The following is a 15769-nucleotide window of genomic DNA, read 5'->3' on the forward strand; positions in this document are numbered from 1 at the left end:
ACCGCGACGGGATGCCCCACCACGATCCGCCGACGTGGTGGAGTTGCGCGTGCACGGCGTGTCGGGGGCGGAACCCTCGGTCGTTCTGGGCTCGGCGTCGGCCCGCCAGGTCGCGGGCGACGATCGTGGCGGCTTCTACCGGCCGGATGGGCCGGGCCGCGACGCCCCCGACGGGTTGACGCTCGAGGCGTACCGCTGGGGTGATCTGCCCTCGGACACGGTGGCCCGGACGATCTCCATGGTCCTGCTGCTGCCGTTCATGCTCAGTAACGCGGCGGCGTGGATGCGACCCACCGGCGAGCGCGCCGCCGGAGTCACCGTCCTCAGCCGGCTCCTCGCGCTCAACCTCACCCTGGTGTACGTGGTGTCCATCGCCGGGGTCGCCCTCGACCTGCTCGCCTGGCGTTGTCTCGGCGCGACACCCTGCCGGGCGCCCTTCGACACGCTGTTCGGGCTGGACGACCGACACGTCGGGCAGCGGCTGGCGGTGTTGGCGTTGCTGCCGATCGCCGCCGTGGGGCTGCTGCGACTGCTCGGGACCCGCCGTCGCCGACTGTCCGGCAGCCCGCTCTGGGCCGTGGAGCCGCTGGTGGAGCGGTTGCGGGCGATCCACGTCGCCGCCGCGCTCGGCGTACTCGATCTGCTGCTGCTCACGGCCCGGCGGGCCGGCGGCGCGACGGTCGGGACGAACCTGTTGCTGGCGTCCACCGCGGCGGTCCTGGTGGCCTGCGTCGGTCTGCTCGCCGTCCCCGGCCTGATCGACCGGGCCGCGACCGCGCGGACGGCGACCGTGACCGCCCGCGCCACCGCCGTGGCGGCGGCCGCCCTGACCGTGGCGACCCTCGTCGTCGTCGCGGGCGACGGGCGGGGCTGGCCGGCGTCGGGCGGACTCCCCGGCTACGGCGGGATCGCGGGCGGCACGCTGTTCGGCCAGATGGCGTTGCTGGTGTTGCTCAGTGCACTGGTGTTGGGGCGACGGGGTCGCGCTCGCGGTCGCCGGGCGCTGCCGGGAGGCGCGGGCGCCGCGGTCATCGCGGCCATCGCGGTCGGCCTGGCTGGCGCTCTCGCCTCCGGCCTGGTCTACCAGAGCGGGGTGCTGCTCGGCGGATATCGCGGTGACGGCGGGCCGCCGTTGCCGTACCGCTGGACGGTGCTGGCCTTCTTCCTGCACGTCGACGCGGCGGTGCTGTTGGGTGTGGTGCTGACCCTCCTGTCGCGTCGGCGTCGCCGCAGCGCGGCGGCGACGATCACCACCCGCGATTTTCCCGCGCCGCCGCCGGAGGCGACCGTGCGGTTGCGACAGGTCACCAAGGCCGTGGCCCGTGCGCGGTTCACCGAGTGGCTGGGCCTGTTGGCCGGCACCTACGCGGTGCTCGCCCTGATCGGGCTGGCCACGAGTCTGCTCGGGCAGTTCGGACGCGAACCGGACGAGCTGGCGTGGCGGGTTCTCGGCCTACCGGCCGGTGTGGTCGGGATGGGCCTGGCGGGAGGCACCTACCTCGTCGCCGCAGTGGCTCTGGCGCTGCTGTCCGGCGGCCTGTTCGCGTACCGGACGGCGTGGTTCCGCCGGCACGTCGGGATCCTGTGGGACCTGGGCACCTTCTGGCCCCGGGCCGCCCACCCGTTCGCGCCGCCGAGCTACGCCGACCGGGCGGTACCGGAGTTGGCCGACCGGATCGGCCACCTGGCCGAGCGGCACGCCGGAGTGCTGCTGTGCGGGCACAGTCACGGTTCGGCGCTGCTGGCGCTCGCGGTGCTGCGGCTGCCGCCGGCCGCGCGGCGACGGGTCGCGCTGCTGACCTACGGCTCCCCACTGGACCGCCTCTACGCCCGGCTCTTCCCCGCCTACCTCGACGACAGGACGCTGCGTCAGGTGGGGGAGCGGGTCGGATGGCGGTGGGTCAACCTGTGGCGGGACACCGATCCGGTCGGCGGCTGGATCTTCGCCGCGCACCGACCCGGCGATCCTTCGCCGGACCCCACCGACCCCGCCGGTCGCGTCGACCGGCGGCTGCGGGATCCGGACGGCCTGCTGCCGGCACCCGGCGAGCGCCGGCCTCCGCCGCTGCGCGGGCACCACCCGGGCGAGTCCGACCCGGCGTTCCGGGCGGTCGTACGTGACCTCGTCGGCCGGCTCCGCGGCGCCGACGCGGAGTGAACAGTGCGCGCGTCACTCGGGGATCCGGTCGGACTCCGCCACCACCGCGCGCACCCTGCGCAGCGTGGCGTCCGGCGCGCGGATCGCCGCCCGCCACCGGTCCAACGTGCGGTTCAGCACGCGGACGACGAACTGCAACTGGTTGACCTGCTCGCGCAGCGTCCCCAGCTCGGTGCGGGCGTGCAGCGCCTCGCCCTCCAGTTCGGTGATCCGGGTCTGGAGCGGCTGCACCAGGGTGAGGGCGGCCTCGGTGAGGGTGTCGGCGGCATCGGCTTTGAACTTGCCTCGCTGGACCAGCACGGTGGCGATCGCGGCCAGGCCGGTCGAACCGCCGAGGATGCCGAGCACGCTGAGCGCCACCTGCACCCAGTGCGGCGCGGTTGGCGCGGGGGAGGTGTTCATGGTGCACTTCCCTGTAGTTCTTCGTAGCTCACACATTCACATGCACGGACGAGACGGCGTAGGTCGACGGCGAGTTGCCAGGCCCGCCACAGCGATCCGACCGTCACCGCGACGATGAACGACGAGGCGACCAGGGACTGCTGGCTCCAGAGGGCGACCAGGGCCACCGCGTACATGCCGGTGATCGTGCCGAGCACCAGGATCGCCGCGAGTTCCATGCCGAGCCCGGTGGAGAGCCGGCCCGGCCACGACAGGCCCAGCAGCCCACAGACACCCGCCGTGATCAGACCGATCTCCCAGGCGACCTGCAGCGGCGTGGGCATGGACGTCTGGACGGAGGCCGGCCGCACGTCGAGGAGCACCATGAGGAGGCCGCAGACGGGCGCCATGCCCAGGACAGCGACCTCGTACGGCTGCTGGTGGAACCGGCTACGCAGATACCTCACGGCAACTCCCTGGCGAAGACCCTGCCGCCTGCCGGCCACCAGAGAGGGCGGCTTGGTCCGGGACCGGCGGTGGTGGAGAGACGATGGTCGAGGAGATGACCGACGTGCCGTCGTTGGTCGCCGATATCTGCCTGTGTATCACCGCCGACCGGTTTGCGTCCACCTGGTGTAACGTCGTATTTCCGCAGGTCAGAGCATTCGGGGGTGGGTGGCCGGGCGGTCTGCGGCAACCCGGCCACCCCTCGACCGCTCGTTACATTCAGTGTCGGATATCCAACTTCCCGTGGCCGCGTAGCGCCCCCACCACGACGGCCGGCGCCTCCTCGGCCATGAAGTGCCCGCAGGTGACGGTCTGGTGCGAGAGGTCCGGCGCCCAGGCCCGCCACACGGCCGCCGCGTCGTAGCCGAGAGCGGCCCCCCAGTCCTGCTGAAGCACGGTCACCGGCATCCGCAGCCGGTTGCCGCCCGCCCGGTCGGCCTCGTCGTGCGCGACGTCGATCGCCGCGGACGCCCGGTAGTCGGCGACGATCGAGGTCACCGCCTCGCGCGACGCGCGCAGGTATTCGGCGCGCACGTCGGCCGGCAGCGCGTCCGGGTCCCGGGTCCAGACGTCGAGGAAGTGGCCGAAGAACGCGTCCGGGCTGCCAGCGATCAGCTTCTCGGGCAGGCCGGGCGGCTGCGCCATCAGGTAGAGGTGGAAGGCGACGGAGGCGTCGACCCCGTGCAGCACATCCCACATGTCCAGGGTGGGTAGCACGTCGAGCAGGGTGAGCCGGCTGATCGCCGCCGGGTGGTCGAGGCCGGCGCGGAACGCCACGAGAGCGCCCCGGTCGTGCCCGGCCAGGGCGAAGCGGTCATGGCCGAGCGCGTGGGCCAGCGCCACGACGTCGGCGGCCATGGTCCGCTTCGAGTACGCGGTGCCGTCGCCGTCCACGGGCTTGTCGCTCTCGCCGTAGCCGCGCAGGTCCGGGCAGATGACGGTGTGGTCGGCGGCGAGGTCGGCCGCGACGTGCCGCCACATGAGGTGGGTCTGCGGGAAGCCGTGCAACAGCACGATCGGTGGCCCGGAGCCGCCCACGGCGGCGCTGAGCGTCACGCCGTCGGCGACGGTGACGCGCTGGTAGTCGAATCCGTTGATCCTCGGCTGCACGGGTGAGCCTTCCTGGTGAGCGGGTCCGGCGCGGGGGGATGCCCGTCGTCGGCGTAGTTCATCGAGCCTGCCCGGGGGTGATCAGCGGACGGTCAGTGTCGGATCAGTGCGGGCTAGATTGAGGCCATGACCAGGCAGCCGACGGCACCGGTGACGTTCGGCGTGCTCGGGCCGGTGACCGCCGTCGCCGGGACCGGCCCGGTTCCGCTGCGGGGGCACCGGCAGCGCCTGGTGCTGGCCCGGTTGCTCATCGCCGGTGGCCGGGTGGTGCCGGTGGAACGTCTCGTCGACGACCTGTGGGAGGTTCCGCCGGAGCGCGCGGTGGGCGCGATCCGGACGTTCGTCGCCGACCTCCGCCGGGCGTTGGAGCCCGACCGGCCGCCCCGGCAGCCATCTGGCCTCCTGGTCACCGAGCCCTCGGGGTACGCGCTGCGGACCACCCCGGACGCGGTGGACGCCGACCGTTTCGAGGCGGCGGTCGGCGAGGCCGGTCGGTTCCTGACGGCGGAGCTGCCCGCGCCGGCCCTCGCGGCGCTGGACGCGGCGCTCGGGCTGTGGCGTGGGCCCGCGTACGCGGACTGCGTGGGCGAGGGCTGGGCCGTGGCGGAGGTCAACCGGCTGGACGAGCTGCGGATGCTCGCCGTGGAACGCCGGGCCGAGGCGCTGCTCGCGCTCGGTCGGCCGGACGAGGCCGCCGCCGACCTGCCCGGCCACCTCGCCGCCCATCCGCTGCGCGAGGACGCCTGGCGGCTGCTCGCCCTGGCCCGGTACCGCGCCGGTCGACAGGGCGAGGCGCTGGCCGCCCTGCGCGAGGCCCGCGCCGTCCTGGTGGCGGAGCTGGGGGTGGACCCGGGCCCCGAGTTGCGCCGGCTGGAGGCCGACATCCTCGCGCAGGCCGCACACCTCATCGTCACCCCCACGGTGGCCGTTGCGGACCGGGCCGGAGCCGTCCCCGACGGCGGATCGGCGTCACCACGGCCGTTCGTCGGGCGGGACGCGGAGCGGAAGCGGCTGCGGCGTGCCGCCGAGGCCGCCACCCGTTCCGGGCGGCCCACGCTCGCTCTGCTCAGCGGCGACCCGGGCGCCGGCAAGACGGCCCTGGCCGAGGCGCTGACGCGAGAGTTGGCCGCCGAGGGCTGGACCACGGCGTGGGGCCGCAGCCCCGAGTACGAGGGCGCCCCGGCCGCCTGGCCGTGGACCCAGATCGTCGAAGCGCTCACCGGCTCGGACGAGCCGTCCACTCCGGGCGGCGTGTCGTCCACTCCGGGCGGCGTGTCGTCCACTCCGGGCGGCGTGTCGTCCTCTGCGGGCGGTGTGTCGTCCGACGGCGGGGCGGCGGACGCCGACAGCGTCGATGATCCCGCCGTGGCCCGGTTCCGCCGACACCGCGCGGTGGCGTCGGTGCTCTCCGCCGCTGCCGACCGGGGCCCGCTGCTGCTGGTCCTGGACGACCTGCACCGGGCCGACGGTGACACGTTGGACCTGCTCACCGCACTGCTCGCCGGGCCGCAACCCGCCACCGGCCCGGTGCTGGTCCTGGGCACGTACCGGGCCACCGAGATCACCGGGGGGTTGACCGCCGCCCTGGCCCGCGCCGCCGGGCTCGAACCCGTGCGGGAGTACCTCGCAGGCCTGTCCCTGGAAGCCACCGGCGAACTGGCCCGCGCCGTCGCCGGCACCGAACTGACCCCGCCCGCCGTCGCGCTGATCCACCGCCGCAGCGCGGGTAACCCGTTCTTCGTCCGGGAGCTGGTCCAGCTCTACGCCGAGGCGGGCGGCGCGGCGCTGGAGGCGGTACCGCCCGGGGTGCGCGACGTCATCCGGCACCGCCTCGCGCAGCTGCCCCCACCAACCCGTACCGTGCTGCGGCAGGCGGCGGTGCTCGGCCGGGACGTCGACCCCGCCGTGCTCGGCGCGTTGACCGACGACCCGGCGGTGCTGCTGGACGCCGTCGACCGCGCGTTGCAGGCCGGCTTCCTGACCGAGCAGGCGTCCGACGGGCGGCTACGGTTCACCCACATCCTGGTCCGCGACACGCTCTACGCCGACCTGTCCGCGCCGCGCCGCGCCGCCTGGCACGCCGCCGTGGCCGAGGCGTTGCAGCGGCACCAGCCCGTCGACCCCGCCACGCTCGCCCACCACCTGCTGTCCGCCGGGGGGCCGACGGCCGCCCGCCGGGCCGCCGACTACGCCCGTACCGCCGCCGAACGGGCCGAACGTGGCGGCAACCCGCACGAGGCCACCCGGCTGTGGGCGCAGGTCGTCGAGGCGTACGACCGGGCCGGGGGGACCGAGCGGCGCGAGCGGCTGACGGCTCTGCTCGGCCTCGGGCGCTCGCTGGCGGTGACGGGTCGGCTGGCCGAGGCGCGGCGTCACCGTGCCGAGGCGATCGCCGACGCCGAGGCGCTCGGTGACGCCCGACTGACCGCCCAGGTGCTGGCCGGTTTCGACGTGCCCGCCATCTGGACCCGCAACGACGACGACCCGCTCTCCGGGCGGATCGTCCGCGCCGCCGAGCACGCCCTGACCGGCCTCGGCCCGTCCGGATCGGCGCACCGCAGTCGGCTGCTGAGCACCCTCGCGCTGGAACTGCGGGGCGTCACCGATGACCGTGGCCGCCGCGCCGCCGTCGAGGCCGAACGGATCGCCCGGACCCTCGACGACCCCGGGCTGCTGGCCTTCGCGCTGAACGCGCGCTTCATGCACGCCTTCGACCGCGTCGGGCTGGCCGACGCCCGGGCCCGGATCGGCGCCGAACTGGTCGACCTCGCCGCCCGGCGGCACCTGGTGACCTTCGAGGTGCTGGGCCACCTCATCCTGCTCCAGGCGTGCTGCGCGCGGGCCGACCGGACCGGCGCGGACGAGCACGCGCGCGCCGCCGACCGCCTGGCGCAGCGGTACGAGCTGCCGCTCGTCGGTGTCTTCACCGGCTGGTACGCCGCGCTGCGCCGGGCGTGGGTCGGTGACCGGGGCGCGGCGGTGACCGCGTACCGGAGCGCCGCCGAGCGGCTGCCGACCGACGGCATGCCGGGCCTGGCCCAGGGGCTGCTGCCGCTCGCGCTGCTCGGCCTGCGCCTGGCCGACGCCGTCGCCGAGCCGTCGGGTGATCGGTTGGTCCCGGCCGACGGGCGGCCGGTCGACGGTCTCGGCGACGAGGACTGGGCGGGGCTGGACTGGGGCCCGCACGAGCCGTGGGTCCGACCGCTGCTGCTCGCCCACTCCGGTGACCGCGGCGCCGCCGTGTCGGCGTTGCGGGCCGTCCCGGACGGGCCACACGACCTGCTGCGCGAGGTGCGACTGTGCCTCGTCGCCCGGGCTGCGCTCGCCCTGGACGACCGGCCCGCCATCGAGCGCGCCGCCGCCGCGCTCCGGCCGGCCGCCGCCGAACTGGCCGCCGGCAGCGGCGTGCTCACCGCCGGACCGGTCGCCGGGCACCTGGCCGATCTCGCCGCCGCGCTCGGCCACGACGAGGAGGCCGGCACGCACCGCCGCACCGCCCGCCTGCTCACCGCGCGCGTCCGCGCAGTCGACCCGACCTGAGCACTGCCGCGCTCGGCAGCCGGCGACTTGCCGGTTCCGGTGGAACCGGCAACCGGTGTGCGGTCAGATGGAACCACCGGCCTGCGCCGCCAATCGGGGATCTAGGGGGTACGCCGTGCAGGGGCTCGTGCTGATCGTGGTGCTGGGCGTCACCGTCCTGATCGGCACCACCCTCGGCGGCCGCTACCGGGTCGCGCCGCCGGTGCTGCTCATCGCGTTCGGAGTGCTGCTCGGGCTCGCGCCGCCGCTGTCCGACCTGGTCCTGGAACCGGACCTGGTACTGCTGATCTTCCTGCCGGCGATCCTCTACCGGGAGAGCCTGACCATCAGCCTGCGGGAGATCCGGGCCAACCTGCCGGTGATCGGGCTGCTCGCCGTCGTGCTCGTGGTCCTCACCATGATCACCGTCTCCCTGACCGCCCAGGCGTTCGGCGTGAACCCCGCCGCCGCCTGGGTGCTCGGCGCGGTCCTCGCGCCGACCGATGCCGCCGCGGTCACCGGTCTGGCCAAGCGGCTGCCCCGCAAGCTCCTCACCACCCTGCACGCCGAGAGCCTGATCAACGACGGAACCGCCCTGGTGATCTTCGCGGTGACCGTGGGCCTGCTCACCCAGCGCGGGGAACCGGGGGCGCTGGGCATCGGCGAGGAGTTCGTCGGGGCCAGCCTCGGCGGGGTGGTCGCCGGTCTGCTGGTGGGCGTCATCGTGGTGTTGATCCGCAAGCGGCTCGACGATCCGCTGCGCGAGGGCGCGCTGAGCGTCCTGACGCCGTTCGCCGCCTTCCTGCTCGCCAGCGCGGTGCACGCCAGTGGTGTGCTGGCCGTCGTGGTCGCCGGTCTGGTGCTCGCGTACGCCGGCCCACGGGTCATCCGCGCCCGCTCCCGGGTGCTGGCGTACGCGTTCTGGGACCTGTCCACCTTCCTGATCAACGGCGGCCTGTTCGTGCTGCTCGGCACCCAGATTCCCCGCGCCGTGCGCGGCATCGTCAGCACCTCGCCCCCGAGGGCCGTGCTGATCGTGCTCGCGGTGACGCTCGCCGTGGTGCTCACTCGGTTGGGCTTCGTCTACCTGACGTCGCAGTCGGTGCGGCTGCGGCGTCTTCGGATGGCGGAGCAGGAGCGCACGACACCGAGTTGGCGGGTCGGCACGGTCGCGGGCTGGTCCGGTTTCCGGGGCGCCGTGTCGCTCGCCGCCGCGCTGGCCGTGCCGACGATGACGGTCTCCGGTCGTCCGGTGGTCGAGCGGGATCTGATCATCTTCGTCACGGCGCTGGTGATCGTCCTGATCATGCTGGTGCAGGGCACCACGCTGCCGCTGGTGGTGCGCTGGGCGGGCCTGTCCGGCGACCCCGAGCGCGTCGACGAGACCCGACACGCCCGCCGCCGTGCCACCCAGGCCGGCCTGGACGCCCTGCCCGGAGTCGCCGAGAAGGTGGGGGCCGAGGAGGAGGCCGTACGCCGGCTGCGCGCCGAGTACCAGCGACACCTGGCCGACCTCAACGAGACCGGTGGTCGGACCGCTCAGGAGCGCAAGCTGGAGCTCCGGCTGCGTCTCGGCGTCCTCGCCCACAAGCGACGGGAGCTGACGCGGCTGCGCGACAACCGGGAGATCGACGACCTGGTGCTCCAGGAGCTCCAGTCGGCGTTGGACAACGAGGAGATCCGACTGCTGGGCCGCAACCCGAACGAGTGACCAGCGGCGGTATCCCGTGACGGATTGGTGACATGGGCTCGGCCGGGTACGGGGCATTCGGGCCGCTCGTCGGCGGGTACGGTGAAAGCCATTCGGCGATCGTCGATGCGTTCGGTCCGGGTGGGGGTGTCCATGACCAGCGGGGCGAGCGCGGCCGAGCCGCGGGTGGTCACCGAGCGGCAGTTCCTCGACGAGCTGGCCTCGGTCACCCGCGAGCGTGTCGCCACCCAGTTTCTCTACCTGATGGCGCAGGAGGGTGCCGTCGTCGGCGTCCAGTGGGAACAGCCCGGCGTGGACCACCTCCGGCGCTACCGCGTCCGCGACGCCTGCCCGCACTGCGTCGTCCTCGCCGCCGTGGTGACCCTCGCCCCCGTGCTGCCGCTGGACGGGCTGCGGGCCGGTCGCGCCCGGCCGCAGTACGAGACGGTCCTGCGTACCGGACGGTTGCCCCACCTGGCGTTCGCCCGTCCGCCAGGACCACCCGGGGCGAGTTGGCTGGGCGACTGCCACGCGGTCGACGGTGACCCGCACTCCGACGCCGACTGCCCGAGGCACGCCGTGCCCGCGCCCACCGGTGACCCGTTGGCGCTGCGCCCCGGGTCGCTGCCCCGGGCCGTACGGGAGCTGTATCCGCACGACGGCGCGGCCACCGCCGACCTGGCGCGGCGGCTACGGATCGCCCAGGACTGGCGGGCGGACGCGCAGGCCGTTGCGAGTGGTATCCGCGAAGCGGCGGCGACCTGGGCGTTCCTGCGTAACTCCTGCGTGCTGGCTGTGCCCGTGCCCGGCGCCAACGGCCTCGTGCTCACGCTGCCGCCGGGGCGCCCCCCGGACGACCGGCCGCTCGGCGAGCTGCACGAGGCGACCGTACGCGCCCTGCCCTCCGGCGGCCCGGTGCCCTACCAGGAGCTGGCCTGCCTGCTGCCCGAGCCGGCGTCGACGACGCAGCGCCTGCCGACGTACGCAGGTGCGGTGGACCTGACCGCCGCCGCGCCGGTGCGGACGCTGCGGCTGCCGACGCCGCGCCGGCCGCTGAGCACCACCGGCCGGGGTGTGCTGCTGCTCTACGAGGCCCGGCACGCCATGGGCCGGCACGTGGCGAGCGCGCCGGTGCGCGACAGCGCGTACTGGGATTCCGAGGCGGCGTTGAACGTCTTCGAGTTCACCCTGCTGGAACGGGTCGCCGGGCGGCACTACCAGGAGGCGGTGGCCGCCTACCTCCAGGCGTTGCGGCGCGAGGGTGACCTGCTCGCGCGCCCGCACAAGGTGCTCGACCGACGTCGCCGCAAGGCGTTGTCGCTCGCGTTCGGCGGGCTGGACGACGAGGAGCTGCACCTGTGGGCGTCGGTGGCCTACCGCAACGCCATCCTGGAACTGCTCGGCGACCTGCAGGCGTTCGCCGCGCACCTGCGCCACCAGGCTGGCTGAGCGGTCTCCTCAGAGCACCTGGGCGAGGAAGCTTCGCAGCCGGGGATGCTCGGCCCCCTCGAAGATCCGCTCCGGCGGGCCGGCCTCCAGCACCACGCCCCGGTCCATGAAGGCCACGGTGTCGGCGACCTGCCGGGCGAAGCCCATCTCGTGGGTGACCACCACCATGGTCATTCCGGCGGCGGACAGGTCGGCCATCACCCCGAGGACCCCCTTGACCAGCTCCGGGTCGAGCGCCGAGGTGGCCTCGTCGAAGAGCATCACCTCGGGTCGCAGCGCCAGCGCCCGGGCGATCGCCACCCGCTGCTGCTGACCGCCGGAGAGCTGCGCGGGCCGGGCGTCGGCCTTGCCGGCGAGCCCCACCAGCTCCAACTGCGCGCGGGCGACCTGGACCGCCTCGTCCTGGCCGAGCTTGCGCAGTCGGCGCAGCGCCAGCGTGACGTTGCGCAGCACGCTCAGGTGCGGAAAGAGGTTGAACTGCTGGAACACCATGCCGACCCGCTGGCGTAGCGCGTCCGGGTCGTCCCGCAGCACGCTGCGTCCGTCCAGCAGCACGTCGCCGCGGTCGGGTTCGATGAGGCGGTTGAGCGTACGCAGCAGGGTGGACTTGCCCGAACCGGACGGTCCGATCACGCAGGCCGTCGCGCCGCGGGGCACGGTCAGGTCGACGCCGCGCAGCACGCGGTTCGGCCCGAAGGCCAGGTGGACGTCGCGCGCCTGCACGCTCACCGAGGTCGTGGTCATCGCCGGTCTCCCTGCGTCGTGGCGGGCAGCGCCGTGTCGTCGTCCTCGTCGTCCGGCGCGGTGGCCGGGCGGCCGTGGCGCAGCCGCCGGTCGATCCAGTTGACGAGGTGGGTCAGCGGGACGGTCAACGCCAGGTAGAACAGGCCCGCCAGCAGCAGCGCGGATTCGTTCCCGGTGGTGGCCGCGTAGTCCTGCCCGATCCGGAACAGCTCGCGCTGGCTGGCCACCAGGCCGAGGAAGTACACCAGACTGGAGTCCTTGATCAGCGCGATGAGCTGGTTGACCCAGGCGGGCAGCACCCGCCGGATGCCCTGCGGGATGATCACCAGCCGCATCGCGTCGGCCCAGGAGAAGCCGAGCGCCCGGGCGCCCTCCAGTTGGGCGGCCTCCACCGACTGGATGCCGGAGCGGAAGATCTCCCCGATGTACGCGGCGGCGATCAGCGACAGCGCGAGGATGCCCAGCGGGTACGGTTCCGGTCCCCAGACCCGCATGCCCAGCGGCGCCAACCCGACGCCGATCAGCAGGATCGTCGCCGCGGCCGGCAGCCCTCGGAACACGTCCGTGTAGACGCGCGCCGGCCAGCGTAGCCACCGACTGCGGGAGATGCCGGCCACGGCCAGCAGCAGACCCAGCACCGTGCCGAGCAGGGCGGCGGAGACCGCCAGGATCAGCGTGTTGGGCAGCCCGACGGTCAGCATCTCGGGCAACGCCTCGCGCATCGCGTCGACGTCGAAGAACGTTTCCCAGAGGGTGCTCAACGGATCCATCGTTCGCCTCTCCTGCCGCCCTGCTCGCTCGTCACCGCCGGCCGCTCAGGAGGCGGCCGACGCGGACGCCGACGGTTGCGCCGACCCGGACGCGGACGGGGCTGTCGCCTTGCCGCTGCCCGGCTTGAAGTCCGCCGGGATCGGCCGGCCCGGGTAGTACTGCGCCTGCAACCGGCTCCAGGTGCCGTCGGCGATGACCTCGTCGAGGGCCTTGTTCAGCGCCTCGCGCAGCTTGTCGCTGCCCTTGGCGACGGCGTACGCGGTCGGCGCCGGGCTGAGCTGCTTGGCCGCCACGGTGATCTTGCCGTTGCTGTCGGCGGCGGACTTCTCGCCGATCTCGGCCGGTGCGATCCAGGCGTCGGCCGTGCCCGCCTTGAGCTGGTTGATCGCGCCGTTGTAGTCCGGCACGCGGACCGGGTCGAGCTGCTTGCCGGTGGCGTAGTCGTCCTGGACGGTGCCCTGCACCACCACGACACGCTCGCCGGTGAGCTGGTCGAATCCCTTGATCGGCGAGCCGGCCGGCACGTCCAGCCCGAAGTAGCCGAAGTCGTACCCGTTGCCGAAGTCGACGGTCTTCTTGCGCGCCTCGGTGATGGTGATCGAGGAGCTTCCGACGTCGAACTTGTGGTTGTTGACCTGGGAGAGCAGCGCGGAGAAGTCGGTGCCGACGAACTCCACCTTCAGGCCGAGCTTGCCGGCCACGGCGGTCAGCAGGTCGTTGTCGAAGCCGGTGAACTTGCCGTCCGTGAGGTAGACGTTGGGTGGGGCGTCGGTCAGCGTGCCGGCCCGCAGCACACCCGGCTGCGCCAGACCGTACGGGTTCCCGCCGCCACTTTCCGAAGAGTCACCTCCACCCGAGCAAGCACCCAGCAAACCAACGGTCAACAAAGAAACCCCAACAGCAACAAAACGAGAAGAAATACGCATAACTAACTCCAAAGGGATGCGTCGATCCCGTCGATCATGAAGTTATTGCCGCGACACGCCGGTCAGGCGGGCAACAACTTCATGATCGACGCGAAGAAGGGTGGGGCGGGGTGGGGAGGGGTCAGCGCTTTAGGCGGCGGTACACGCCGCGCTGCGCATTCGCATCAGGTCCACGTGGCGGCGCCGGGTCAGGGCCGGCGTACGCCGGACGGCCGGTGGCGTGGGGCTGAGGATGTGCATGCGGTCTCCCGGGTCTTGGTGCTGACCTGGGTGCCAGGCCACGCTTGCACCGACGTCCCGCCGGTGCCTGGTCTTCACCCGGGGCACCCCACCGCGGAGGAGGGTTGCCGGCCAGCGAGCCGGGGCTTCGCGCTGGCACTCATGACCTGCGCCGAGGCTAGCAGCAGCCACCGGTCGGTCGTCCAGCCGATATGACCACCCTCACCGGCCGCGACCCGCGCTCGGCGAGCCGGTCAGCCGGCGTGCACGTGGGGCCGGCGCGTCCGGTCCGGCTCCTGGCGGCGCAGGATCTCCCGGGTGACCGAGACGATCTCGCCCTGCCCGAACGCCAGGTAACGCAGCACGTTGCGGGCCGGGCCGCCCTCGGTCCACTCGAAGTAGATGTGGGGGCGGCGCGTGCTGCGGTCGCGGATCTCCAGCAGCAGCGCGGCCAGCGCGTTCGGCACCGAGGAGCTGGCCAGGCTGAGCACCGGGAAACGGTCGTGCGCCACGCTGCCGCGTACCAGCAACCCCGTCTCGAAGTCCGACGGATCGGTGACCCGGACCTCGACGAAGATCACGTCGCTGTCGTCGGGGAAGTCGTTGTCCGCCATGGTCTGGGCCAGCTTGTCGCGGTACTCCGCGAGGTCGCGGCGCTCCGGCTCGTGCGCGACCAGGCGGATGCGACGTCCGGAGCGCTCGTCGATCATCGCGCTCGCCAGCTCGTCGAGCTGGACGCGGTCGACCCGCAGCTCGAACGCCCGCGACACCCGCGACAGCGCCGACACCAGGATCATCGCGCCGATGAAGCAGGCGGCGATCTTCACGCCGTCGGGCCGCTCTGCCACGTTCGCCACGGTGGTGTAGACGAACGCCACCGTGATGACCCCGAACGCGACCGCGCGACCGCGCTGACGCCGCCGCCGCGCCGCGAGCGTCACGGCCGTCGCCGCCGAGGTGATCAACACCAGAACCCCGGTGGCGTACGCGCCGCCCTGCGCGTCGACGCTGGCGGAGAAAATGATCGTGATGAGGAACGCCACGCCGGTGAACACCAGGACCAGCGGCCGGACCGCGCGAGCCCACGTCGGCGCCATGCCGTAGCGGGGCAGATACCGGGGTACGAGGTTCAGCAGCCCGGCCATCGCGGACGCCCCCGCGAACCAGAGGATCGCGATGGTGGAGAGGTCGTAGACGGTGCCGAACACCCCGCCGAGATGCTGGTGGGCCAGGTAGGCCAGTGCCCGGCCGTTGGCGGCCCCGCCAGGCCGGAAGGCCTCGGGCGGGATCAGCACGGTGGTGGTCACGCTGCTGGTGATCAGGAAGACGCTCATCGTCGCGGCGGCCGTGGTGAGCAGCCGCCGCGCGCCCCGGATGCGGCCCAACGGCCGGTCCTCCGAGTCTTGGCGGTCCCCTCGGATGTGCGGCATCACCGCCACCCCGGTCTCGAAACCGGACAGACCCAGCGCCAGCTTCGGGAACACGAGCAGGGACAGCCCGACCACCAGCAGGGGATCCCCGTGTCCGGTGGTCAGGGCGTTCGTCCAGTCCCCGACCGCGCTCGGGTGGCTCACCACCCGCCACAGCGCGTCGGCGATCACCACCGCGTTCAGCGTCAGGTAGACCGCGACCAGGACGACGGCGATCCCGATGGCCTCGCCGAACCCCTTGAGGAACACCGCGCCGAGCAGCGCCACCAGCAGCAGCGTGATGACCACCTCGTGACCCTTGAGGCCGCTGGGCAGGAACGGGTTCTCGTCGAGGTGGGCGGTCGCGTCGGCCGCGGACAGGGTGATGGTGATGATGAAGTCGGTGGCCGCGAAGCCCAGCAGCACCAGCACGAACAGCTTGCCCGGCCAGTAGCTGAGCAGGCGTACGAGCATCGCGATCGAACCCTCGCCGTGCGGGCTCTCCACCGCCACCCGCCGGTAGACGGGCAGCGCGCCCAGCAGCGTCACCAGCACCAGCACCAGGGTCGCCACCGGCGAGAGCGCCCCCGCCGCCAGCGCCGCGATCCCCGGCTGGTAGCCCAGCGTCGAGAAGTAGTCGACGCCGGTCAGGCACATCACCTTCCACCACGGGTGGTGGCGCTGCTCGGGTGGGCGACCGCCGGGGCCCTGCGGCACGGGCTGCTGCGACTCGTCGGCGAGCAGCCAGCGCCGTACCCGGTCGGTCCGCCGGCCGGCACGCCTGTTCACCTCCACCGGCGTCACCCCCGTCCCGCCCATGGTCACCGCGAGTATCCGCCGTGTGGTCGCCATCCGTCCGGCGGTGTGCGGAAACCGTCCGTCGCGT

General features: G+C 73.4%; 11 protein-coding genes and 1 riboswitch. Of the genes, 4 read left to right on the forward strand and 7 right to left on the reverse strand.

What is annotated here, in order from left to right; all coding sequences use genetic code 11:
* Positions 1 to 34 precede the first annotated feature (34 nt).
* Entirely contained in the window at positions 35 to 2158 is a 2124-nt protein-coding gene (locus AB0J36_RS26075) for a hypothetical protein (RefSeq protein WP_357396777.1), read from the forward strand.
* A 12-nt stretch (positions 2159 to 2170) separates the two neighbouring features.
* On the opposite strand, the gene AB0J36_RS26080 is transcribed toward AB0J36_RS26075, so the two are convergent.
* From AB0J36_RS26080 to AB0J36_RS26090, 3 genes are all read right to left on the reverse strand, one after another.
* On the reverse strand, positions 2171 to 2560 hold the full coding sequence (locus AB0J36_RS26080) for a hypothetical protein (protein ID WP_357120212.1): 390 nt from the start codon (positions 2558 to 2560) through the stop codon (positions 2171 to 2173).
* Complete coding sequence (locus tag AB0J36_RS26085) at positions 2557 to 3006, reverse strand: hypothetical protein (protein WP_357120209.1); 450 nt, start codon at positions 3004 to 3006, stop codon at positions 2557 to 2559. The genes AB0J36_RS26080 and AB0J36_RS26085 overlap by 4 nt, the downstream gene beginning before the upstream one ends.
* 259 nt (positions 3007 to 3265) lie before the next feature.
* Entirely contained in the window at positions 3266 to 4156 is an 891-nt protein-coding gene (locus tag AB0J36_RS26090) for an alpha/beta hydrolase (RefSeq protein WP_357396780.1), read from the reverse strand.
* A 126-nt stretch (positions 4157 to 4282) separates the two neighbouring features.
* On the opposite strand from AB0J36_RS26090, the gene AB0J36_RS26095 reads away from it, so the two are divergent.
* The 3 genes from AB0J36_RS26095 to AB0J36_RS26105 all read left to right on the forward strand — a co-directional run bounded on the left by AB0J36_RS26095 (position 4283) and on the right by AB0J36_RS26105 (position 10814).
* A complete protein-coding gene (locus AB0J36_RS26095; RefSeq protein ID WP_357396783.1) occupies positions 4283 to 7696 on the forward strand; it encodes a BTAD domain-containing putative transcriptional regulator in 3414 nt (1137 codons plus the stop codon).
* 115 nt (positions 7697 to 7811) lie between these two features.
* A complete protein-coding gene (locus AB0J36_RS26100) occupies positions 7812 to 9386 on the forward strand; it encodes a Na+/H+ antiporter (protein ID WP_357120200.1) in 1575 nt (524 codons plus the stop codon).
* Positions 9387 to 9518: 132 nt separating this feature from the next.
* Positions 9519 to 10814 (forward strand): hypothetical protein, encoded by a 1296-nt coding sequence (locus tag AB0J36_RS26105; protein ID WP_357171532.1) that lies wholly within the window; start codon positions 9519 to 9521, stop codon positions 10812 to 10814.
* Positions 10815 to 10823: 9 nt separating this feature from the next.
* Here the strand turns inward: AB0J36_RS26105 and AB0J36_RS26110 are convergent, their stop codons facing one another.
* The 4 genes from AB0J36_RS26110 to AB0J36_RS26125 all read right to left on the reverse strand — a co-directional run bounded on the left by AB0J36_RS26110 (position 10824) and on the right by AB0J36_RS26125 (position 15735).
* Positions 10824 to 11558, reverse strand: a complete 735-nt coding sequence (locus AB0J36_RS26110) for an amino acid ABC transporter ATP-binding protein (protein WP_357120194.1) — start codon at positions 11556 to 11558, stop codon at positions 10824 to 10826.
* Positions 11555 to 12328, reverse strand: coding sequence for an amino acid ABC transporter permease (locus AB0J36_RS26115; RefSeq protein ID WP_357120191.1), 774 nt, complete (start codon positions 12326 to 12328; stop codon positions 11555 to 11557). Before AB0J36_RS26115 ends, AB0J36_RS26110 begins: the two co-directional genes overlap by 4 nt.
* Positions 12329 to 12373: 45 nt before the next feature.
* Positions 12374 to 13213: an ABC transporter substrate-binding protein gene (locus tag AB0J36_RS26120; RefSeq protein ID WP_363661206.1), complete on the reverse strand. Its 840-nt coding sequence runs from the start codon at positions 13211 to 13213 to the stop codon at positions 12374 to 12376.
* Positions 13214 to 13530: 317 nt separating this feature from the next.
* Positions 13531 to 13642, reverse strand: a riboswitch (SAM riboswitch).
* A gap of 86 nt (positions 13643 to 13728) precedes the next feature.
* Entirely contained in the window at positions 13729 to 15735 is a 2007-nt protein-coding gene (locus tag AB0J36_RS26125) for an amino acid transporter (protein WP_357120185.1), read from the reverse strand.
* Between the last annotated feature and the right edge of the window lie 34 nt (positions 15736 to 15769).

This window comes from Micromonospora sp. NPDC049662 (assembly GCF_040675055.1).
GTDB lineage: Bacteria > Actinomycetota > Actinomycetes > Mycobacteriales > Micromonosporaceae > Micromonospora.

Coding starts and splice junctions, on each gene's coding strand:
- AB0J36_RS26125 (WP_357120185.1), bottom strand. CDS start 15,735: ATGGCGACCACACGGCGGATACTCGCGGTGACCATGGGCGGGACGGGG.
- AB0J36_RS26095 (WP_357396783.1), top strand. CDS start 4,283: ATGACCAGGCAGCCGACGGCACCGGTGACGTTCGGCGTGCTCGGGCCG.
- AB0J36_RS26105 (WP_357171532.1), top strand. CDS start 9,519: ATGACCAGCGGGGCGAGCGCGGCCGAGCCGCGGGTGGTCACCGAGCGG.
- AB0J36_RS26080 (WP_357120212.1), bottom strand. CDS start 2,560: ATGAACACCTCCCCCGCGCCAACCGCGCCGCACTGGGTGCAGGTGGCG.
- AB0J36_RS26115 (WP_357120191.1), bottom strand. CDS start 12,328: ATGGATCCGTTGAGCACCCTCTGGGAAACGTTCTTCGACGTCGACGCG.
- AB0J36_RS26110 (WP_357120194.1), bottom strand. CDS start 11,558: ATGACCACGACCTCGGTGAGCGTGCAGGCGCGCGACGTCCACCTGGCC.